Raw genomic sequence first — 19,932 nt, 5'->3', positions numbered from 1 at the left:
CACCTCATGAAAACAAGCAACAAACTTTACCTCATCGCATTAGCTCTAGTTTCATTTACTTTCACAAGCTGTGAAAGTGAAGATCCTGTAATAGAGAATGACGGAGAATTAATTACAGACGTCACACTTACTTTCCATGAATTGGATGCCAGTGGAAATTTAGTGGGAGATTCATTTGATTTCACCGCTTCTGATGCAGAAGGAATAGAAATTGGAACAACCCCCAATATTGAAACCGTAATGCTCGAAAAAGGCAAAACGTATCAAATGACTATTGACGTATTTAATTCTGTCGCCAATGAAGACATTACAGAAGAGATCAAAGCTGAAGGTGAGGCCCACCAATTCTACTTCTTAGGGTCAGCTTTTAATAGCTCACCATTTTTAAGCTACCAGTATAATGACGGAGGTAGTGAGTTAATAGGTTTGAAAGGAAAACTAACTGTACAGCAGAGTCCAGGTTTTAACAATGCGAATATGCAGATCATCCTTCGCCATGATTTGGATAAAAGCTTCCCTGGAGCTTCCAATCCAAACTTTGAAGAATATGTTAAGGCTGGCGGCGAATCTGATTTGGATATTACTTTCCCTGTTGTTTTAAAGTAAAAGATAATTTAGATATGCTCGACTATTATTATCGTGCTATTCTATCACTGAAAAGCTAAGGCAAATAGTTAAAACCTTAAATTTAAGGCATAAAAAAACCCGATTTATAATCGGGTTTTTTTTTAGTTGTTGTAGTGCTTATCATAGTATTCCTGATATGCTCCAGAAGTGATGCGATCCAGCCAATCCTGATTTGCTAGAAACCAATCTATGGTAATTTCTATGCCTTCTTCGAATTGCAAACTTGGCTCCCAGCCCAGTTCCTTCTGAATCTTCGTAGCGTCAATTGCATAGCGCAAGTCATGCCCAGCACGGTCTTTCACGTAAGTGATCAGCTTCTCAGAGGTTCCTGCATCTCTACCTAGTTTCTCGTCCATTTTGGCACAAAGAAGCTTAACAATATCAATGTTTTTCCATTCGTTGAAACCACCTATGTTGTATGTTTCTCCAGTTCTGCCTTGATGAAAAACCGTATCAATTGCTCGTGCGTGATCTTTCACAAATAGCCAATCGCGGACATTTTCCCCTTTTCCGTAGACTGGCAGAGGTTTGTTATTCTTGATATTATGGATGCATAGAGGAATCAATTTCTCAGGGAAATGATTAGGGCCGTAATTGTTGGAGCAATTCGAAATCACTGTTTTCATACCATAAGTATTTGCATACGCTCGTACAAAATGGTCTGAAGAAGCTTTAGAAGCTGAATAGGGAGACTGCGGATCGTAAGCCGTAGTTTCCAAAAAGAACCCTCCATCATGCAATGAACCGTAGACTTCATCGGTAGACACGTGATAGAACAGGTGATCTGAAAGATTATCCTTCCAGAATTCCTTCGCTGCATTTAGCAGATTCACTGTTCCAAAAACATTCGTTTTCACAAATGCTAAAGGATCTGTGATCGATCTGTCGACATGCGATTCTGCTGCAAGATGGATGACATCTGTGATGCTATGCTTTTCAAAAATAGCTTTTAGTGCTGCCTCATCTTGAATGTCTGCTTTTTCGAAAGTGTAATTGGATGCTCCTTCCACTGCTTTCAAATTTTCCAGATTTCCTGCATAAGTCAATGCATCAAGATTGACAATAGTATATGCTGGATATTTTTCAACGAATAGTTGAATAACATGGCTGCCGATAAACCCGGCACCTCCGGTAATCAAAATTGATTTGCTCATTTTATTTTTTGTAATAGTCTAAATACCAATCAGTGAAGGATTTCACCCCTTGATCTATTGGTGTGGCTGGTTTATATCCCGTATCTCGAACCAAATCCGAAACTTCCGCATGAGAAGCTGGCACGTCACCAGGTTGTAATGGAAGCATATTCATCTCCGCCTTTTTACCCAATCCTTTTTCTACCGCATGAATGTAGTCCATCAATAAAACTGGAGATGAGTTTCCAATATTGTATACTTTATATGGAACCTTAGAACTTCCAGGATCAGGATTCTGACCATCAAAATCAATATTAGGACGTGCCGGTCTGTCAGCTACTTTAATTACTCCAGTTACGATATCATCTATGTAAGTGAAGTCACGCTTCATATTCCCATAGTTGAACACCTGTATTGGTTCACCTTTCAAGATGGCTTCTGTAAACAGAAACAATGCCATATCTGGTCTTCCCCATGGCCCATAAACCGTAAAAAATCTTAAACCAGTTGTTGGAATGTTAAAAAGATGGCTATATGTATGGGCCATCAGTTCATTAGCTTTCTTGGATGCAGCGTATAAACTTATCGGATGGTCAACAGAATCTGAAGTTGAAAATGGCATTTTTTCATTTGATCCGTACACAGAGCTAGACGAAGCATATACCAAATGCTTTACTGGATGAAAGCGGCAGGATTCAAGAATATTTAAGAATGCTACAATATTACTTTCTATATAAACTTCGGGGTTGCTCAAGGAGTAGCGTACTCCGGCTTGAGCAGCTAAGTGAATTACCACATCAAATTTTTCTGTGGCAAAAAGCTCAACCAATGGCTCTTTAACTGATAGATCAAGCTGAATGAATCTATATCCTGGAATGCTATTTGATTGGACAATTACGTTTTTCTTGACTTCTTCGCGCTGAATACCCATATGCTCCAAACGTGCATATTTCAAATTGACATCGTAATAATTGTTGATTATATCCAACCCAACTACTTCATCTCCCCTTTCCAAAAGTTGCTGCGCAACGTGAAATCCAATAAATCCGGCAGTCCCGGTAACCAGGTACTTCATGTGTTTCTAATTTGTTTGATATTGGTCACTATTATTCCTGATATATCGGGCTGGAATCTCCCAAGGTTATCCCGATAGGTATCGAGAAAATCCTCAATGTGTCGCTCGCGACATGCTAGATTTCAAAGATAAAATTCAAGTTTTTAATGGCCAAATATAAGTTATTCCGTGCTATCTGCACTCTTTAAAATAAGCTGGTATTGGGCGAAAATCTCATTTTGGATATTACTTCGTTTATAATTTTCGATGGTTTCCTGATAAAGGTTGTCTGCAAGCTCAGCCATTTTATCCCTTTTCACATAAGCAAACTCCATCGCTTCCTTTAATACTGCTTCATTTTTGACAGGGAAAATTAACCCTGTCATCTGCTGCCTAATCACGTCAGTGTTACCGATTGCATCTGAACAAATCACAGGAACTTCCATTGCTGCTGCTTCTAAAAGCACATTAGGAAAACCTTCTCGATGGGATGCGTGAACCAATACATCTGCTAATGCTAAATAATGAGCGACATGATCTGTCCAATCTATCTGTACTATTCTAGGGTGATCGGTGATGGTTTTAATGATTTCTGGTGAAAGTGGATTCAAATCTTGCTCGAAGCTTCCTAGTAGAACAAGTTTAGATTTACTTACAATCTTAGAACCCAAGAAAGCATTTACTAATTCTTGGATTCCTTTGTCTTTAACTAATCTGCCAACCGACAAAATAATAAAATCATCTTCACCAGGAAGAATACGCATCGTAGCAGCTACCAAATGGTTTTCCTTCAATACTTCCCGATTGAACTTCTCCAAGTCAACACCATTGGAAGAGCCTTTACCAATCACCGTCAGTTTCTCGGCAAGGCAGAGTTTGTTCTCAATCACAAAGTTTTTTAACCCATTAGAATTAGGCCAAACATGAGTAGCAAAACTGTAGGTTACCATCTCCATTTGTTTTAAAAAATCCCTCTTTTTTCCCAAAGCAGCCATAAATGGAATACCTGCAAGTGTATGAATTCTCACCTTCACACCGGCAAGTTTTGCTGCAATCATCCCCAAGAGACCAGCTTTTGGGGTATGGGTATGCACGATGTCGGGCCGTTCCTTTTTGATCAGCTGATACAAAAGCCACAGGCATTTTAGATCTTGAAAAGGGGTGATTTTTCGGGTAAAAGGAATTATCTTATGTCTACCACCCTCAACTTTGATCACGTGAGGAAGCTCTCTGCCATCGGCACTTACCATTAATACATCCCAACCTTGGTCACTCATAAACTTTATCTGTCCTGCGAGCAAGAGTTTAAGAGATATAGGTACAGTGGTGATTCGGATTAATTTTGGCATCAAAAAGGAATTCTTAATAAAAGATCGAAGTTAAGACTTTTGAGTCTGTTATCGTTGAGAAAATTTAAATGGTATTCAAAATGAAAATCTACATCTCTAAGTTCGCAAAGGATACGCAAAGAAAGTATTTATTTCCTATTGTAATGTCAGAACTTGGTTTTCCTATTCAACTTTTTGCCTACAGGGATCAAGATTCAGTTTTCAAGCAGTTTTGATTAAGTTTTTTGAAATTTTCTTCCACGATAATTTTCTCCTCGTCATCTTTTCTCTACTGCTATATTTTTTTTAAAAGCGCTTGTACACCTCTATAAGTGGACAAATACCTCTATAATTTAAGTAGGTCGTACAATATTAATCCCCCTGCTCCAACTCGAAAATCTCTTCAAGTCCTACTCCAAAAACTCTGGAGATTTTCAAAGATAGAACAGTAGATGGCACATATTTTCCTACCTCTATGCTATTGATAGTTTGTCTTGAGACACTGACTTTTTCCGCCAAATCCTGCTGCGTCAAGTTATGCTTTGCACGCTCGACTTTTAAGGTGTTTTTCATAGAAATCTTAAACTGCTTTAATACAGGCTTATTCTTTGGTAGCCATATACTTCTGATACTGAAAAGCAGCGTAGATGTAGGCATTTAATAAAAATAGAATGCTAAAAACGGAGAGGAAATTAGATGTAAATCCACCCGTGCCAAAGTAGCTGATTAGCATCAATGCTGCTAATCCCCATATCAACCAGAAAAACCCAGTCTGATATGCCTGAAGTCTAAAGGATTTTATCATTTCATCTTCATTCTTGTCCCTACAGAGATTTAACAAACCAAAACCAATCGCCCAAAAACCAAAAAGTATTTGGGAAGGATTACTAGACTCAATCGCTGCACCCGAGAGAGCAAGCCCTAAGGCTAGAATTATAGGTAATGGTAAAAAGGCATAACCTACAACCTTCCATCCTGGAGAAAGTAAAGGCACGTGCAAAATTGATTTATCTATCATGTATCAAAGGAATTTTATCTAATGTAAAGCAAACTTGTCTTAATGTCAAAATTTTTTGACTAAGTAATATTTAATTTTCATGATATACATGTGCATGTAGTTAAAAACCAATCTATACTACCTTACTAATCGCATAAAATTTAAAAGCATTCTAGTTTTTAGTTTTTGCTAGATTGGCCCCACTCCCTTCTTATAGATTACAGCTGATCTAATAACGATAATTTGGCTGACGGAAAACTTTCGGACACTTGCATAAAATTTTATGATTTCACACAAAAACAGCCTATTTGTTTACCTTTAAGCAACTAATCCAATCAAAAATTATATTTTCTATGATTTCGAAAGTAAAAATAGCCATCATCGGCTGTGGTAATCTGGGAGCATCCATCGCAAATGGACTATTGAAACGGGATGATTTTGATCCAACCAATCTCACACTGACCAAAAGACACTTGGAAAGTTTAAGCGATTTTGTAGCCTTGGGAGTAAATGTTCAGAGTGACAATGCCTCGGCCGTTGCAAATGCAGACATCATTATCCTGGGCGTGAAGCCTTATAATGTCACTCCCATTCTAAACGAAATCAAGCCTGCTCTGAATCCTAGAAATCAAATCATCATCTCGCTTGCTACTGGTATTGCGCTGTCAGAGATGTATGAAGTGATAGACCCTAAGAGTATTGCTTTCCGTGCAATGCCAAACATCGCTGCAGATATACAAGAATCTGTGACCTGTGTCTGTTCTCAAAATGCTGATGCAGATCAAATTAAGTTAGTATCCGAGTTATTCGATGGTATCGGATTTACGATCCCCATAGACGAAAGCTTGATGGAAGCTGCAACCGTTCTGGGTGCTTGTGGAATAGCTTATGTGCTGCGTTTTATGCGTGCGATGATCCAAGGCGGAATACAAATTGGCTTCGACTCAGTCACTGCTAGTAAAATCGTAAATCAAACAGTAAAAGGGGCGGCTGAATTAATGATACAGAAAAACATGCATCCTGAGGCCGCTATAGATAAGGTAACAACACCTAAAGGTTGCACCATAGTAGGCTTAAACGAAATGGAGCACCAGGGCTTCAGTTCTGCAATGGTACGAGGTGTGATCGCCAGCTATGAAAAAATAGCCAAAAACTGAGTTAGAAAGTTTTAGACATTTACAAGGAATATTAAATTCTAATCCTGAAAAATTACCATTTTTATCAATAAGAATAATTTTAAGATTGTTTTTCTTATGAATATTTTCAGTAATTTTGTTACGGGTGATAAACAACTTTTACTATTCCTTTTTCAATGAAACGATTTTTAAAGGAAGGACTGTTTGGTACTTTTTCTTCCTTCCTTTCATATTTACTCACAAAAAAATCCTTCTAAATTCTTAGAAGGATTTTTTTGTGAAAGATTTAATAAAGAAATTTTAATCAAAAATCTCTTCCAGTTTAGCTCTTAGACTAGGCCCTCTTAAGTCTTTCCCTATAATTTTACCATCTGGGTCGATCAAATAAGTAGCAGGAATTGCATTAACTTGATAGAGTTCGGCTGCAGCAGAATTGAAATATTTCAAGTCAGAAACCTGCGTCCACTTCAGCCCGTCTTCTGCAATTGCTTCAACCCAGGCTTCTTTAGTACGGTCTAGTGACACTCCAAATACTTCAAAACCTTTGCTATTATATTGATTGTAGAGTGCTACAACATTAGGATTTTCTTCACGACAAGGTTTACACCAGGCTGCCCAGAAATCTATCATTACATACTTTCCGCGTAAATCCGAAAGCTTAACAGTTTTACCCTCTGGGTTAGGAAGTTCAATTTCTGGAGCTACTTGGCCCATAGAAAGAGCTCTCATTTCATCCAATTGCTGCTTCAGCTGAACTATTGCCTTGGTGTCAGGATAAGTTTCATCTAATTTATTTGCCAAGCTATCCATAAACTGGAATTCATTCTTGGGATTCAATAAGCCTATAGCAGCCAAAGAAGCAAAACTATCACCCATGCTATTAATCATCTTCTTCACCTCAGTAGACTGATTACTCTCCAAAGCCATCGCATCAGTCTGAATCTTCTTGATAGTTTCGGTATCATTTTCACCCATAGCCTCATAATAAGCCTCATTGAGTGCATTAACCTTATTCTGATAAGCTTCCATCAAATTTTCGATTTTAACCATCTCCTTTGTATCCTCAGACCCTTTGATCACCAAACTTTCTGGCTTAGTAAAATCAAAATCTACTTGAACATCTTCGTTGTATAGAGCTAATCTTACTGATTTCTGCCCATAAAGATTTAACTCATAGAAAGTAGGAGTTTCGACAGCTACCTCATAGCTAAATTTCCCTTTGTCGTCCAAAACAAGTGTATCCAGCACTAAAGGTCGGCTGTCAGTGAATTGGGAAAGTATGATAGCTCCAGATGGAGCATTTTCTATAGTTCCTGAAATCTCTACCTTTCCATCTTTAGTTTGTTTTTCCTCACAGGAGAAAAAAGATAAAAGGACAACTAATACAATTGCATTCATTCGATTTAACATGGATTAATTTTCTAGTAATTCTGTCAATAATTTTGTAGCTACTTTAGGATCGGCTTTGCCTTGGGACTTTTTCATTACTTGTCCCATAAATAAACCCATCAAACCCTTTTTTCCTGATCTATACTCTTTCACTTTCGCAGCATTTGTTGCCAATACTTCTTCTACAATTGGTTTGAGTGAAGACTCATCACTTTGCTGAATCAAATTTAAACGTTGCGCTATTTCCAGCGGACTCTCACCTGAACTCTTCAACATCTCAGGATAAATATTCTGTGAAGCCGCTGTATAACTCACTTGACCTTCATCCACCAAAGCAATTAACGCTGAGAATGAATCGGTGTCAATGGGAAAATCCTCCATCGCAAATGACAAATCATTGAGCGAGGACTTCACAGGACCCATCATCCAATTAGACGCTACTTTATAGTTTTGGGTTTTGGAGCAAAGCTCATCAAACCATAAGGCAACATCTTTCGATTCTGTCAGAAAACTTGCATCGTAATCAGGCAAGCCATATTCCTCAACAAATTTTTTATGAAGCTCTCTAGGCAAAACTGGCATAGTTGCTTTCACAGCATTCAGCCATTCATCAGAAATCACAACTGGACTTAAATCTGGCTCTGGGAAATAACGGTAATCATTTAAATCCTCTTTAGTACGCATACTGGCCGTAGTTCCTTTATCAGCATCGAAAGTTCTGGTTTCTGAGATAACCTCCTCGCCAGCTTCGATCAGGCCGATCAGACGCTCATGCTCATGCTCGATGGCACGAAATACATTTCGGAATGAGTTCATGTTTTTAACCTCCACCTTTTTGCCAAGTTCCGTGGTGCCTTTCAACATCACAGATACATTGGCATCACAGCGAAGAGAACCTTCTTCCATATTTCCGTCGCAGATATCGAGGTATTTAACCAGCTTTTTCACTTCCGTAAGAAAAGCATATGCTTCCTCTGGACTTGTCAAAACTGGCTCAGTCACGATCTCAACTAACGGCGTGCCTGCTCGATTAAAATCAACCAAAGTATCCGGCTCGTCTGCTAAGTGGATGGATTTCCCTGCATCTTCTTCCATGTGCACCCGATTTAGAATTACTTCTTTCCTTGTGCCATCTGGCAATTGCACAGGTACATACCCTCCTACGCAAATCGGTCCTTTGTCCTGGGTAAGCTGATAGCCTTTTGGAAGATCTGGGTAAAAGTAATTTTTACGCGCAAAGACATTATGTCGAGTAATCTCAGAATCACATGCCAATCCCATCTTTATAGCAAATGCAATGGCTTTCCTATTGACCTTGGGCAAAGTACCTGGATGGCCAAGAGTGATTGCTGAAATCTGCGTATTTGGTGCATTACCATACTTATTGGCATCAGCAGCAAACATTTTACTCTCAGTCAAAAGCTGCGCATGCACCTCTAGCCCGATGATTAGTTGGTATTTATTCCTTAATTCTTCGCTAAGCATTACTGCGTATTTTCTGTGTTTTTAAAGGTACAATTCTCTGGCTTTAGCCACCACATTCTCTAGCCCAGCTAGATTTTTTCCTCCTGCGGTGGCAAAGAAGGGCTGTCCTCCACCTCCACCTTGTATTTCTTTGGCCAATTCACGTATAATTTGACCAGCGTTTAAATTCTTACTTTTGATCAATTCCTCTTCAATAATCACTGCGATCTGAGGTTTATCATCGATTTTGGCTGCCAAAATCACGAAAGCATTATTCATTTCATTTTTCAACTCATACGCGAGCTTCTTCAGAGAATCAGCATTAGGCAGCTCAACTTGGGCGATTAGCGTATTAATGCCATCTCCAGCGACAAACTGTTTCAACAATTCTACTTTCACTTCTGAAGCTTTCTCCAAATGGACTGCTTCAAGTTCCTTCTTCAAGTCATTTCGCTCTTGAAGTAGAGCTTCTATGGACTTCTTCAAATCTTTCGGGTTCTTCAGTAATTCCTGAATTTCCTTCACTAAATCTTCTTGCTCCCGGTAATAATTCTCGGCTACCTGGGCAGTAATTGCTTCAATTCTACGCACGCCAGAAGCGCTTGAAGCTTCAGAAATTATCTTGAATAATCCAATTCGACTTGTTTGAGGTACGTGTGTTCCACCGCAAAGTTCTACAGAGAACTCCTTATCAAATGTAACTACACGTACAAAATCACCATATTTCTCTCCAAAAAGTGCTGTTGCTCCCTGAGCTTTAGCTTCTTCAATCGGCACATTTCTCTGATCAGAAAGTGCTATATTATCACGAATTTTATTATTCACGATAGCTTCTACATTCGATAATTCTTCTTCAGTCAACTTACTGAAATGAGAAAAGTCGAAACGAAGCAAATTCTGATTCACCAATGAGCCACGTTGCTGAATATGATCTCCAAGGACTTCTTTCAAAGCTGCTTGAAGCAAATGCGTAGCGGTATGATTGTTTTCTGTAGAGAATCGTTTTTCCGCATCTACTTCAGCACCGAATTGTGCTTCAGGATTTGTTGGAAGTTGTTCCACAAAATGTACGATCAAATCATTCTCTCTCTTGGTGTCTATTACTTTGACTTTTTCAGTCTCAGAAATTAACCAACCTGTATCCCCTACTTGTCCTCCAGATTCTGCATAGAATGGCGTTTTGTCCAATACCAATTGATATTTGTCACCTTTTTTATCTGAGACAACCCGATATTTAATGATTTGGCAATGCGCCTTAAGATAATCGTATCCAACAAACTCAACTCCATTATCCTCATTCACGATAATCCAGTCACCTGTTTCAGATTCTGAAGCTGCACGTGAACGCGTCTTTTGAGCATCCATCTCAGCCGCAAAACCTTTTTCATCAAGTGAAAGACCATTTTCACGCGCGATCAACGAAGTCAAGTCCAGCGGAAAACCGAAGGTATCATATAATTCAAAAGCAGTTTTGCCTGAAATAACAGTGTCATTATTTGCTTTCAATTCTAATTTAATCTGATCTAGAATTTTAAGTCCATTATCCAGCGTGCGAAGGAAAGATGCTTCCTCTTCAAATATCACCTTGGCAATAAACTCTTGCTGCTGTCTAACTTCTGGGAAAACATCTCCAAAATTATCAGCAATCAACGAAGTCAATTCATATAGGAAAGGCTCAGTGAAACCTAAAAATGTATATCCGTAGCGTACTGCTCTTCTCAGAATCCTACGTATCACATAACCCGCTTTGTTATTAGATGGCAACTGACCATCTGCAATCGTAAATGAAATCGCACGAATGTGATCCACAATCACTCGGAAGGCAATATCTGTTGGCAAATCTTCACCGTAAACTTTACCTGATTTCTTCGCTAATGCAGCCAAAAATGGTGCAAATAAATCAGTATCATAATTAGAAGATTTGTGCTGAATAGCTCTCACCAATCGCTCAAAACCCATCCCTGTGTCTACGTGAGTTGCAGGGAGTGCTTTTAAAGACCCATCTGACACTCTGTTGAATTGCATGAACACCAAGTTCCAGATTTCGATCACTTGCTCGTGATCGTTATTCACCAAATCCTTACCAGCTACTAGAGCTCGCTCAGCATCTGGTCTTAAGTCCACATGAATTTCCGAACATGGACCACAAGGTCCTACATCACCCATTTCCCAAAAGTTGTCCTTCTTGGAACCCATGATGATGCGTTCTTCAGGCACGATAGCTTTCCAAAGATCATAGGCTTCCTGATCCAAACCTAGATTATCACCGCTGTCTCCTTCGAAAACAGATACGTACAATCTGTCTTTTTCCAAGCCATAAACTTCAGTCAATAATTCCCAAGCCCACTCGATCGCTTCCTTCTTGAAATAATCTCCAAATGACCAGTTACCCAGCATCTCAAACATCGTGTGGTGGTACGTATCCACGCCCACTTCTTCGAGATCATTATGCTTTCCGCTTACACGAAGGCATTTCTGTGAATTGGCGACACGGGAATATTTGGCTATCTCATTACCCAAAAATGCGTCTTTGAACTGGTTCATTCCCGCATTAGTGAACATCAAGGTTGGGTCATTTTTGACCACAATCGGTGATGAAGGAACGTTATGATGCTGTTTGGATTGGAAAAACTCAATAAAGGTGCTCCGTATTTTCTTTGCTTCCATGAAGGTTTTGAGGCAATTAAGAATGCTATTTTGGCCGATTTTAGCCGATAATATTGGGTGACAAATTTAATAGAATTGGCGGTGTTACGTGCATAGCGGTGAGAATTTCTCTAAGGTCATAACTCCAGCAACATCGGAAACAATAAAAAATATTCTCTCGGCGGCGCAACGGCGCGGCAAAGGTTTAAGGGTCGTTCCTTTGGCTTAATAGAATTGAATATTTGCTCTATGGCGCACATAAATCAAAGAAGGCCACCTGCCCTGAAAGGGCAAAATACTTTTCTGGAAAAATCGAATCAAATTCAATTTAAGATCACACCCTTTCAGGGCTATGGAATTTGCGCTTTTAATTACGATGGGCTTAACCCATCGCTTATATATCCAGCCCATTCAGGGCTAAAACCAAAATGCTCTATCTCCTAATTCAATTGGTATTATCAGCTTTGATATCTCATAAATTGTAAGTGTATCCATAAAATTTATAATCAATTTTCGCTGAGTCGCTGCGCCGCCGCGAGCAAAACCAAACCCGTTCAACTCCTCGGGAATCTCGTAAATCGAATTTCTCACTTCGTAAATCTTTCTTACTTTCAATAAAACTTTTAAAAACTCAATTATAACAAATGAGCTACCTCGATCAAATAACCTCCCCTACGCTACTTCTCGACGAAAAAATATGCCGAGCCAACATTAAGAAAATGGCTGACAAGGCTGCGCGCCATGATATGAAACTGGTTCCTCACTTCAAAACAGCTCAATCTCATCAAATTGGAGACTGGGCGAAACAATATAATATCACTGAAGTGACAGTCTCTTCCATAAAAATGGGTGAATACCTTGTAGGACAAGGTTGGGTGAATATCCATATCGCTTTCCCTTTCAACCCCCTGGAAATTCCTAAACTCAATGGAATTGCAGAAAGACAGTCCATTTCTGTTCAATTGATCAATGCTGAAACAACTCAGATGCTCGTAGATCAACTTGAACATACTGTAGGTTTTTTCATTGAAATCGATGCTGGCTACGGCAGAACAGGTGTGGAAGTGAGCGATTTTGGATTGATTGAAGAGATCATGTTGATTGCCAAAAAGTCGGATAAACTCAATTTCAAAGGATTTTACCTGCATGCTGGTCACTCTTACTATATGCCAGATATACCGGCGCTGTACGAGCAAACCCGAAATGCCCTGAGCATGCTGAAGCATAAATACAATTCTGAATATCCAAAATTAGTAACCCGAACAGGTGATACGCCAGGCTGTGCGGTCATGGAAGACTTCGGCGACATAGATGAGATGGGTCCGGGAAACTTTGTATTCTATGACTTGATGCAAGCTGAATTGGGAGGTTGTGATAAAGAAGACATCGCTATTTGTTTAGCTGTCCCTGTAGTGGATATCAAAAGAGATCGCAAAGAAATTCTTATTCACGGTGGAGGAGTTCATTTGGCCAAAGATGTTTTGGTAGGAGAAAACGGCTTGAAAAACTTTGGCGAAGTTGTTTACCTAACTGAAAATGGCTGGACAATTCCTGAGAATAAATCCTTTCTGAAAAGTATTTCCCAAGAGCATGGAATCATCAAGGCTTCAGATGAACTGCTGGCTAGGGTAAAAGTTGGAGATCTTCTGGGAATTCTCCCTGTACACTCTTGTATGACAGCTGATTGTATGGGTGAGTATATGACACTGGATGGAAAGATGGTGGATCACGCTGAGGGCTTCTTAGTGAAGTAAATTGTAAGATTTGTAAGAAGTAAGTAGTGAGAGGTGAGAGGTGAAATAGTAAACAGTAGTTATTATTCTCTTCGCGCGATGTTTAAAAATTTTAAAATCATTTTAAACCCAGACCACAACTCTGGGTTTATTTTTAACACTAGTCTAAAACATGATCAAAGACGTAAAAATCACCAATACCGAAGTACTCTCAGACAATTGGTACACACTTCGGAAAATCACTTACGCGTACACGAAGAAATCTGGTGAAGACATTACACAAACCCGAGAAGTATACGATAGGGGAAATGGAGCCACCATTCTTTTGTACAATCAAGATCAGAAAACCGTAATTCTTACACGTCAGTTTCGACTACCAACTTACACCAATGGCAATGAAACAGGCATGATGATCGAAGCTTGTGCCGGGCTTTTGGATAAGGATAATGCAGAAGACTGCATTCGCAGAGAAACTGAGGAGGAAACTGGCTATATGGTCAATGATGTGAAAAAGGTCTTTGAAGCCTATATGTCGCCAGGATCAGTAACTGAGGTTCTCTACTTCTTTATCGCTGCGTACTCAAAGGACATGAAAGTCAGTGAAGGTGGTGGCGTAGATCACGAGGAAGAAAACATCGAAGTGTTGGAAATGCCTTTTGAAGAAGCTCTAAAGATGATAAATACAGGTGAGATCAAAGATGCAAAGACTATTATGTTGATTCAGCATTTGAGGTTGCATGATATTCTTTAAAATCAAGATCATTCACTTATTTTAAAAGTCTAAAATCTTATCTTACAGGATGGAAACGATCAAAATAAAAGTCAGTGAGAAGATTCGTGATAAAGTTTTATCTCTTCTCCAGCAATTTGATAAAGAAGATCTTCAAGTGATCGAAAATGAGCTTCATTTTGGATTTTCAGAACCAGAATTACAGAATGAATATCAAAAACTTAATTCCGGGAAAACAAAAACCTATTCTTTAGAAGAAGCTGACGAAATTTTAGAAGAAACAATAAAGCGCTATGAAATCGAGTAAGTCACCATGCTTCAAACTGAAGAATGATAAAAAACTATGCAAGATTCCATATGACCTATAAAAAACCAAATACAATCATATGAAAATTGAGATTCAGGATCTATTTCTGAAGAAACTCAATAGACAAATAGCTTATATATCAAGTGATAAACCAGAAGCAGCTTGAAGGTTTAAGCAAAAACTCTTTAAACAAATCAAAACTCTTGAGCATCACCCACTCAAGCATCGAAAATCCATTTATTTCGATGATGTCACTATTCGTGATATGATTTTTATGGGATACACGATTATTTACAAAACTGAAATTGATAGAATAACTGTTTTTGGTTTAATGAAATACGAGCAAAATTTCTCAAAACACTAATACCCAACTTCATGTCTGCCCAACTCGAAATCACCCGCTACTTTACCCAATCCAAAGAAGAAGTTTACAATGCTTTTACCACTTCAGAAAGCCTCCAACACTGGTGGGGACCGGCGGGATATGAGATGGAAGTGCAAACCTTCGAATTTTATCCAGAAGGCATTTTCCACTTTGTGCTCAAAGGAAATGACGGCAATGAAATGTGGGCAAAATGGGTGCTCAAAGACATTAAGGAATCTTCCAAACTTCAGTTTATAAACAGCTTCTCTAATGAAGCCGGTGAAACAGCTAAAGCTCCTAAAGTGCCTTTCGGAGCTGATTGGCCACTTGAAATGATTGTAGATCTGGAGTTTTATGTGGAAGATGACAAAACCCGCATAGATTTAGTCTCCTTCCCACACAATGCTTCTGATGTTTCCAAACAGATATTCTCAGAAAATATTGATAATATGGAGAAAGGCTTTGGCGGGACATTTGACCAGCTAGAGAAATATTTAGCGAAGTAATACTCCATGGAAATATTCCCTACACAAAACGTTACTCGATCTAACATCGGTCATTCATGAAAGCTATCATGAGAAAATTTGGCTGGTGGATATTTACCTTCCTGTGTATCGCGATAGGACTCTACCCTTCAATCTACTTTGTGATAGACAGGAATTTTGGGTTGCTTCAGCAGAAATCAGTAGAGCTCCTGAGCAACCCAATTTGGAACGCTGCATTCTACACCCACATTATTCTTGGAGGTTTCGCTTTACTGATCGGCTGGTCTCAATTCCCTAAGGCATTTCGAGACAGAAACAGGAAGATTCACAAGAAAATCGGAATGGCATACGTCACCGCCGCATTCTTCAGTAGCATCGCTGGAATATACATAGGACTATATGCCACAGGAGGAATCGTCAGCATTCTCGGATTCGTGTCCTTAGGAATTATCTGGCTTGGCACTACGATGATGGGATGGCTTACTGCAAAGAAGCGAAATTTTGATGCTCACGAAAACTGGATGATTTTTAGCTATGCAGCATGCTTCGCGGCAGTAACGCTGAGGATTTGGCTGCCAATTCTAATCATAATGCATCAAGGAGATTTTATCCCAGCTTATCAGATAGTCGCTTGGTTGTGCTGGGTTCCAAATATATTAGTGGCGTTTTGGATAGTAAGGGAAAAGAAGATGAAAGGAATTTAAATTTAATGTGATTATCCGTAATGATGCCAGTTGCCTTAGATTCTTTGTTTATCTGGTCGGAAGACCGATGACCGAAGACCGAAGTGACCTCAATTATAAATTTGAACAAATTCTAGATTGCTTTTCCGTCTTTACTGGTAGAAAAGCGGATATACATAAAATTTAAAATAGAGAATAATGCTGCGGCAACTATTTCTTACTTAAAATCAACCCAATGATCGAAATCCTCCTAGCCAATAAAAAGTCCTTTCAAGCACAAAGCGTAAGTGAACTGACCGTTTCCGAACTGGATTTTCATGTCATGCAATTCTTGGACTATGGCAAATCAGAGTTGAGCTGGCTGGAAGAAAATTATGGGCTTGACTTCACCATCATGAAGCATTTCGAAGACATCGAGATCAGTTCCCACTTTTTGGAAAACGAATTCCAAGCAGCATTTCACTTCTCCATCCCCTATTACAGCAAGGAGAAAAGAATGATTGAAGAACCGCTTTTCATCATCATCACGCAAACTGGTCTTTTTTTATTCTCAAGCTCCAATCTTGATGCGTATTTCAATGAGCTGTATCCAGCTAAAATAAAGTCCTTGCAGAGAATAAAAGATTTGAAGGGTATTTTCAATTTTCAATTCGAATTTATCTCTGATTATTTTGCCGATATCACAGAGAGTTTAAGTAGAAAAGTCAAAGTTCTCGCTAATAAAATTTTGGTAGAAAAAGACTTTTCCAGCAATGTCATGGACATTATCACCAGCTATAATTTCAACAACCTATTGATTAAAGAATCACTTCTGGAGACCAGACGTGTTTTGAGATTATATATGAAGAGCGATTGGGAGCAAGAAGTAGACTTAAAGGAAAGTGTCCGGGCTGAACTGAATGATATGCTTGTGATCTCTGATTACATTCAATTCAATTTTGACAGGCTGGATGATCTCAAGGAGAATGTTTCCAACAAAATTGACTTGGAGCAAAACCATATATTCAAGATGCTCACCGTAGTCACTGTCTGTATTTCACTACCTACACTCATTGCTGGCGTGTATGGGATGAACTTTGAATCAATGCCAGAACTAACAGTTGACTTTGGCTATCCTGTGGTAATCCTTGCGATGATCTGCTCAGCGATATTACCCTTCATTTATTTCAAAAGGAAAAAGTGGTTGTAGTGTACTGGATATTTCATTCCCGCAGATTTTACAGGATAAAACTCTCAGTATTTTCAGATCTTTTCAATTTCTAACTTTGAACTGGATACGACGATTTTTGAATTCATGAAAATATGGATCCAAAGAAAGTGAATAGCCGCGCTCTCGGCGTTTCCCTTTGTGGGTTCTGTTGTTAATATTTTTACATAAAAAAAGCCCTAATTCGAAAATTAGGGCTTGTGGTGCTAGTTGGCTTAATTTTAGAAATTAAATGTTTTACTTCTTCCTTGTGAATCGGTCACTATGAAATAGATGTCCGAGACGTTCATTTTGCTAAATGAGTAATCTTTTCTGAATCCTTCAGCCTGAATTATGTGATCTGTATAGATAACTTCGTCAGAAACCTTTGAATAAATTTTCACATCTACTCCTGCTTCCTCAAGTCCCATCACTGAAAGGTTGACTGTATTATTGTCCACAATTTTGACAGAAGCCATCAAAGGCAATGCTTCGGTCGCAACTGGCTTATCTTTAGTTTCTACGGTATAAATTACTTGCTCCGCTCCTGTTTCGATTTTCACCTGATATTCTCCAGCAGGAAGGTTCTTCAAATCATAAGGGACCATCATATTCTCCTTTTTGACACGTACGTTTCTACTACTCAAGCTTTTTCCGTCTGCATCAAGAATAGATATTGTCGCTTTACCAAGGCCTTCAGTAAGGGTGACGCTAATTTTTTTGTAGTTTGAATGTACTGTGGAAAGTGCTTTCAAATCCTCACTTGCGCTGGCTGCTAATGAGCTAAAAGATAATGCGCTTGCTAATACTACTGTGAATAAGGCTTTCATAATTTTGTTGGTTTAGAAGTGTTGTGCTCTCCCTACTGCGAAGCGCATACCAACCTAAAAAACAATCTTTGCCCCACTGTTGTTAATTTTCCTTTTTCTTAGATTTTTAACAGAATTTCAAAATTATATTTTGAAATGATCGTCATGGTTTTACCTGAATCTGTATAAATAATGATCATATCTCTAACCGACTGTATTGTAAGCGTACAGTTTTAAGACAATTCAAGACTTTATAAAATTGGGCCAAATTTGACGCATTAACTAAATTTAATTTTTAGAAAACTGTAAATTCCCCGATGTAATATGTGATGCCATTTGATGACCTGTACGCTCCCGTACACAGTTCGTCCGATTAGATTTAATCAGCGATCACTTTTTGGGGAAATGCAAGGAAAGACCCTATCTCTCCTTCCTTTTTGGCTAAAAAAAAAGGCCTCTTCTTTTTTACTCTTCTCTTAAATCACATCAATTACTCCGGTAGAATAATCCTTCTTGGGAAATCCTCACATTTTGATGTAATTATAACCAAGACACAATAGATGTCAGAATCAAACCTTCGTAATTACTAATCAGTGCGCCTCTGATATCCTAAATTCCTTAGTTTCAATACTAACCTTAATCCTTCCTTATGAAATTCACTAATCTAAAATCCGGAATATTGGCTTTGCTCCTAATCAGTGTAGGGACAATCGCCCAAGCACAGGAAATGAGTGCTATGCAGGCACCCAAGGTAGTCTCTCCAGAAATCGCTAGTGACAACTCGGTTACTTTCCGTGTCTTTTCACCAAATGCTGATGCAGTAACGGTCAACGGAAGTTGGATGAATAACGGGGAAAAGCTCTCCTTAAAGAAAGATGATCAGGGTGTATGGTCTGCAACTACTGCCCCACTTGCATCTACTATGTACCACTACAACTTCCTCATCGATGGTGTAGCGGCAATTGACCCAGCCAATGCGCAAGCGCTAAGGGATGGAGTTCGCTACGCAAGCATGCTTATAGTTCCAGGCGAGGAAGCTGAACTATTTGAATTGAATGATACTCCTCACGGAAACATCTCTAAAGTATGGTATGAATCTCCATCCTTAGATATGAACAGAAGAATGTACGTGTACACCCCTCCGGGATATGATTCTGGAAATGAAAAATATCCAGTCCTATACCTACTTCATGGGGCAGGTGGAGATGAAGATGCATGGAGCGCACTTGGCAGAGCAAATTACATTTTAGATAACCTCATAGCAGCAGGCAAAGCCAAACCAATGCTGATAGTCATGACTAATGGTAACGCTTGGCAAAGCAGCACTTTAAGAAATGTTGCAAATGTGGGAGAAATGACGAGAGAAAGTCGAGCGAAGTTCCAAGGGCAATTCGAAAAGAGTATTGTAGAAGACGTGATACCCTATATCGAAAAGAATTATCGCGTAAAAGCCAATAAAGAAGGCCGCGCACTTGCAGGACTATCCATGGGCGGAGCACATACAATCACAGCAACTCTTCAATACCCAGGAACATTTGGATATATAGGAGTATTCAGTTCTGGGATTTTTGATGCAAATGCAGACATGGCAGAGCTGGAGAAAAAATTCACTGCTTTGAAAGCAAGCGGTGTAAGTACCTACTGGGTGGGCTGCGGTAAGGATGACTTTCTAATGTCATCAAACGAAAGATTGCTTGCAATTTTGAACAAAACAGATTTTGAACACGAGTATCACGAAAGTGAAGGTGGACATACTTGGGCAAACTGGAGGGATTATCTCGCCATATTTGCTCCCAAGCTTTTCAACTAATTCAAAAATTAAAGATACCCTTGGAGCGCAGTTAAAAGCTGCGCTTCTTTT

General features: G+C 39.1%; 19 protein-coding genes. 10 read left to right on the top strand and 9 right to left on the bottom strand.

Annotation, left to right across the window (positions count from 1 at the left end; translation table 11 throughout):
• Positions 1-6 precede the first annotated feature (6 nt).
• Positions 7-606 (top strand): hypothetical protein, encoded by a 600-nt coding sequence (locus BVH02_RS15010; RefSeq protein WP_086502388.1) that lies wholly within the window; start codon positions 7-9, stop codon positions 604-606.
• 122 nt (positions 607-728) lie between these two features.
• On the opposite strand, the gene rfbB is transcribed toward BVH02_RS15010, so the two are convergent.
• The 3 genes from rfbB to BVH02_RS14995 all read right to left on the bottom strand — a co-directional run bounded on the left by rfbB (position 729) and on the right by BVH02_RS14995 (position 4,163).
• A complete protein-coding gene (gene rfbB / locus BVH02_RS15005) occupies positions 729-1,781 on the bottom strand; it encodes a dTDP-glucose 4,6-dehydratase (protein WP_086502285.1) in 1,053 nt (350 codons plus the stop codon).
• A 1-nt stretch (position 1,782) separates the two neighbouring features.
• A complete protein-coding gene (locus BVH02_RS15000) occupies positions 1,783-2,835 on the bottom strand; it encodes an NAD-dependent epimerase (protein WP_086502284.1) in 1,053 nt (350 codons plus the stop codon).
• Positions 2,836-2,996: 161 nt separating this feature from the next.
• Complete coding sequence (locus BVH02_RS14995) at positions 2,997-4,163, bottom strand: glycosyltransferase family 4 protein (RefSeq protein ID WP_086502283.1); 1,167 nt, start codon at positions 4,161-4,163, stop codon at positions 2,997-2,999.
• 80 nt (positions 4,164-4,243) lie between these two features.
• Here BVH02_RS14995 and BVH02_RS21910 point away from each other — a divergent pair, with 80 nt between their 5' ends.
• Entirely contained in the window at positions 4,244-4,378 is a 135-nt protein-coding gene (locus BVH02_RS21910; protein ID WP_262481343.1) for a hypothetical protein, read from the top strand.
• A gap of 136 nt (positions 4,379-4,514) precedes the next feature.
• On the opposite strand, the gene BVH02_RS14990 is transcribed toward BVH02_RS21910, so the two are convergent.
• Both BVH02_RS14990 and BVH02_RS14985 read right to left on the bottom strand, forming a co-directional pair.
• Positions 4,515-4,715 carry a helix-turn-helix transcriptional regulator gene (locus tag BVH02_RS14990; protein ID WP_086502282.1) on the bottom strand — a complete coding sequence of 67 codons (201 nt, stop codon included), beginning with the start codon at positions 4,713-4,715 and terminating at the stop codon, positions 4,515-4,517.
• A gap of 28 nt (positions 4,716-4,743) precedes the next feature.
• A complete protein-coding gene (locus BVH02_RS14985; RefSeq protein ID WP_086502281.1) occupies positions 4,744-5,160 on the bottom strand; it encodes a hypothetical protein in 417 nt (138 codons plus the stop codon).
• A gap of 332 nt (positions 5,161-5,492) precedes the next feature.
• Between BVH02_RS14985 and proC the strand changes: the two genes are divergently transcribed.
• Positions 5,493-6,296: a pyrroline-5-carboxylate reductase gene (proC, locus tag BVH02_RS14980; protein ID WP_086502280.1), complete on the top strand. Its 804-nt coding sequence runs from the start codon at positions 5,493-5,495 to the stop codon at positions 6,294-6,296.
• A gap of 279 nt (positions 6,297-6,575) precedes the next feature.
• Here the strand turns inward: proC and BVH02_RS14975 are convergent, their stop codons facing one another.
• The 3 genes from BVH02_RS14975 to alaS are packed head-to-tail and all read right to left on the bottom strand — an operon-like array spanning position 6,576 to position 11,795.
• Positions 6,576-7,685 (bottom strand): TlpA disulfide reductase family protein, encoded by a 1,110-nt coding sequence (locus BVH02_RS14975; protein ID WP_086502279.1) that lies wholly within the window; start codon positions 7,683-7,685, stop codon positions 6,576-6,578.
• A 3-nt stretch (positions 7,686-7,688) separates the two neighbouring features.
• The gene (gene gatB, locus BVH02_RS14970) at positions 7,689-9,149 is read right to left on the bottom strand and encodes an Asp-tRNA(Asn)/Glu-tRNA(Gln) amidotransferase subunit GatB (protein WP_086502278.1); all 1,461 of its coding nucleotides are present in this window, start codon (positions 9,147-9,149) and stop codon (positions 7,689-7,691) included.
• A gap of 21 nt (positions 9,150-9,170) precedes the next feature.
• Positions 9,171-11,795: an alanine--tRNA ligase gene (gene alaS, locus BVH02_RS14965; protein ID WP_086502277.1), complete on the bottom strand. Its 2,625-nt coding sequence runs from the start codon at positions 11,793-11,795 to the stop codon at positions 9,171-9,173.
• Positions 11,796-12,418: 623 nt separating this feature from the next.
• On the opposite strand from alaS, the gene BVH02_RS14955 reads away from it, so the two are divergent.
• The 6 genes from BVH02_RS14955 (at position 12,419) to BVH02_RS14930 (ending at position 17,265) form a co-directional block, all read left to right on the top strand.
• The gene (locus BVH02_RS14955) at positions 12,419-13,528 is read left to right on the top strand and encodes an alanine racemase (protein WP_086502275.1); all 1,110 of its coding nucleotides are present in this window, start codon (positions 12,419-12,421) and stop codon (positions 13,526-13,528) included.
• A 151-nt stretch (positions 13,529-13,679) separates the two neighbouring features.
• Positions 13,680-14,258: a GDP-mannose pyrophosphatase NudK gene (gene nudK, locus BVH02_RS14950; protein WP_086502274.1), complete on the top strand. Its 579-nt coding sequence runs from the start codon at positions 13,680-13,682 to the stop codon at positions 14,256-14,258.
• A gap of 49 nt (positions 14,259-14,307) precedes the next feature.
• Positions 14,308-14,544 carry a hypothetical protein gene (locus tag BVH02_RS14945; RefSeq protein WP_086502273.1) on the top strand — a complete coding sequence of 79 codons (237 nt, stop codon included), beginning with the start codon at positions 14,308-14,310 and terminating at the stop codon, positions 14,542-14,544.
• A 375-nt stretch (positions 14,545-14,919) separates the two neighbouring features.
• On the top strand, positions 14,920-15,414 hold the full coding sequence (locus tag BVH02_RS14940; protein ID WP_086502272.1) for an SRPBCC family protein: 495 nt from the start codon (positions 14,920-14,922) through the stop codon (positions 15,412-15,414).
• A gap of 56 nt (positions 15,415-15,470) precedes the next feature.
• Positions 15,471-16,097 (top strand): DUF2306 domain-containing protein, encoded by a 627-nt coding sequence (locus tag BVH02_RS14935; RefSeq protein ID WP_086502271.1) that lies wholly within the window; start codon positions 15,471-15,473, stop codon positions 16,095-16,097.
• Between the two features lie 214 nt (positions 16,098-16,311).
• Positions 16,312-17,265: a CorA family divalent cation transporter gene (locus BVH02_RS14930; RefSeq protein ID WP_086502270.1), complete on the top strand. Its 954-nt coding sequence runs from the start codon at positions 16,312-16,314 to the stop codon at positions 17,263-17,265.
• A gap of 239 nt (positions 17,266-17,504) precedes the next feature.
• Here BVH02_RS14930 and BVH02_RS14925 read toward each other — a convergent pair whose 3' ends face one another.
• On the bottom strand, positions 17,505-18,092 hold the full coding sequence (locus BVH02_RS14925; protein ID WP_086502269.1) for a copper resistance protein CopC: 588 nt from the start codon (positions 18,090-18,092) through the stop codon (positions 17,505-17,507).
• Between the two features lie 628 nt (positions 18,093-18,720).
• Between BVH02_RS14925 and BVH02_RS14920 the strand changes: the two genes are divergently transcribed.
• Positions 18,721-19,881: an alpha/beta hydrolase-fold protein gene (locus tag BVH02_RS14920; protein WP_086502268.1), complete on the top strand. Its 1,161-nt coding sequence runs from the start codon at positions 18,721-18,723 to the stop codon at positions 19,879-19,881.
• Positions 19,882-19,932: the final 51 nt, after the last annotated feature.

The sequence above is a fragment of the Algoriphagus ratkowskyi genome (assembly GCF_002150505.1).
GTDB lineage: Bacteria > Bacteroidota > Bacteroidia > Cytophagales > Cyclobacteriaceae > Algoriphagus > Algoriphagus ratkowskyi.
This window is presented reverse-complemented; position numbering and strand designations above follow the sequence as displayed.

Excerpts from the sequence above, each read along its gene's own strand:
- BVH02_RS14930 (WP_086502270.1), top strand. The coding sequence starts at position 16,312 with ATGATCGAAATCCTCCTAGCCAATAAAAAGTCCTTTCAAGCACAAAGC.
- alaS (WP_086502277.1), bottom strand. The coding sequence starts at position 11,795 with ATGGAAGCAAAGAAAATACGGAGCACCTTTATTGAGTTTTTCCAATCC.
- BVH02_RS14935 (WP_086502271.1), top strand. The coding sequence starts at position 15,471 with ATGAAAGCTATCATGAGAAAATTTGGCTGGTGGATATTTACCTTCCTG.
- BVH02_RS14995 (WP_086502283.1), bottom strand. The coding sequence starts at position 4,163 with ATGCCAAAATTAATCCGAATCACCACTGTACCTATATCTCTTAAACTC.
- BVH02_RS14945 (WP_086502273.1), top strand. The coding sequence starts at position 14,308 with ATGGAAACGATCAAAATAAAAGTCAGTGAGAAGATTCGTGATAAAGTT.
- BVH02_RS14920 (WP_086502268.1), top strand. The coding sequence starts at position 18,721 with ATGAAATTCACTAATCTAAAATCCGGAATATTGGCTTTGCTCCTAATC.
- gatB (WP_086502278.1), bottom strand. The coding sequence starts at position 9,149 with ATGCTTAGCGAAGAATTAAGGAATAAATACCAACTAATCATCGGGCTA.
- BVH02_RS21910 (WP_262481343.1), top strand. The coding sequence starts at position 4,244 with ATGAAAATCTACATCTCTAAGTTCGCAAAGGATACGCAAAGAAAGTAT.
- proC (WP_086502280.1), top strand. The coding sequence starts at position 5,493 with ATGATTTCGAAAGTAAAAATAGCCATCATCGGCTGTGGTAATCTGGGA.
- BVH02_RS14975 (WP_086502279.1), bottom strand. The coding sequence starts at position 7,685 with ATGTTAAATCGAATGAATGCAATTGTATTAGTTGTCCTTTTATCTTTT.
- BVH02_RS14985 (WP_086502281.1), bottom strand. The coding sequence starts at position 5,160 with ATGATAGATAAATCAATTTTGCACGTGCCTTTACTTTCTCCAGGATGG.
- BVH02_RS14955 (WP_086502275.1), top strand. The coding sequence starts at position 12,419 with ATGAGCTACCTCGATCAAATAACCTCCCCTACGCTACTTCTCGACGAA.
- BVH02_RS15000 (WP_086502284.1), bottom strand. The coding sequence starts at position 2,835 with ATGAAGTACCTGGTTACCGGGACTGCCGGATTTATTGGATTTCACGTT.
- nudK (WP_086502274.1), top strand. The coding sequence starts at position 13,680 with ATGATCAAAGACGTAAAAATCACCAATACCGAAGTACTCTCAGACAAT.
- rfbB (WP_086502285.1), bottom strand. The coding sequence starts at position 1,781 with ATGAGCAAATCAATTTTGATTACCGGAGGTGCCGGGTTTATCGGCAGC.
- BVH02_RS14990 (WP_086502282.1), bottom strand. The coding sequence starts at position 4,715 with ATGAAAAACACCTTAAAAGTCGAGCGTGCAAAGCATAACTTGACGCAG.
- BVH02_RS15010 (WP_086502388.1), top strand. The coding sequence starts at position 7 with ATGAAAACAAGCAACAAACTTTACCTCATCGCATTAGCTCTAGTTTCA.
- BVH02_RS14940 (WP_086502272.1), top strand. The coding sequence starts at position 14,920 with ATGTCTGCCCAACTCGAAATCACCCGCTACTTTACCCAATCCAAAGAA.
- BVH02_RS14925 (WP_086502269.1), bottom strand. The coding sequence starts at position 18,092 with ATGAAAGCCTTATTCACAGTAGTATTAGCAAGCGCATTATCTTTTAGC.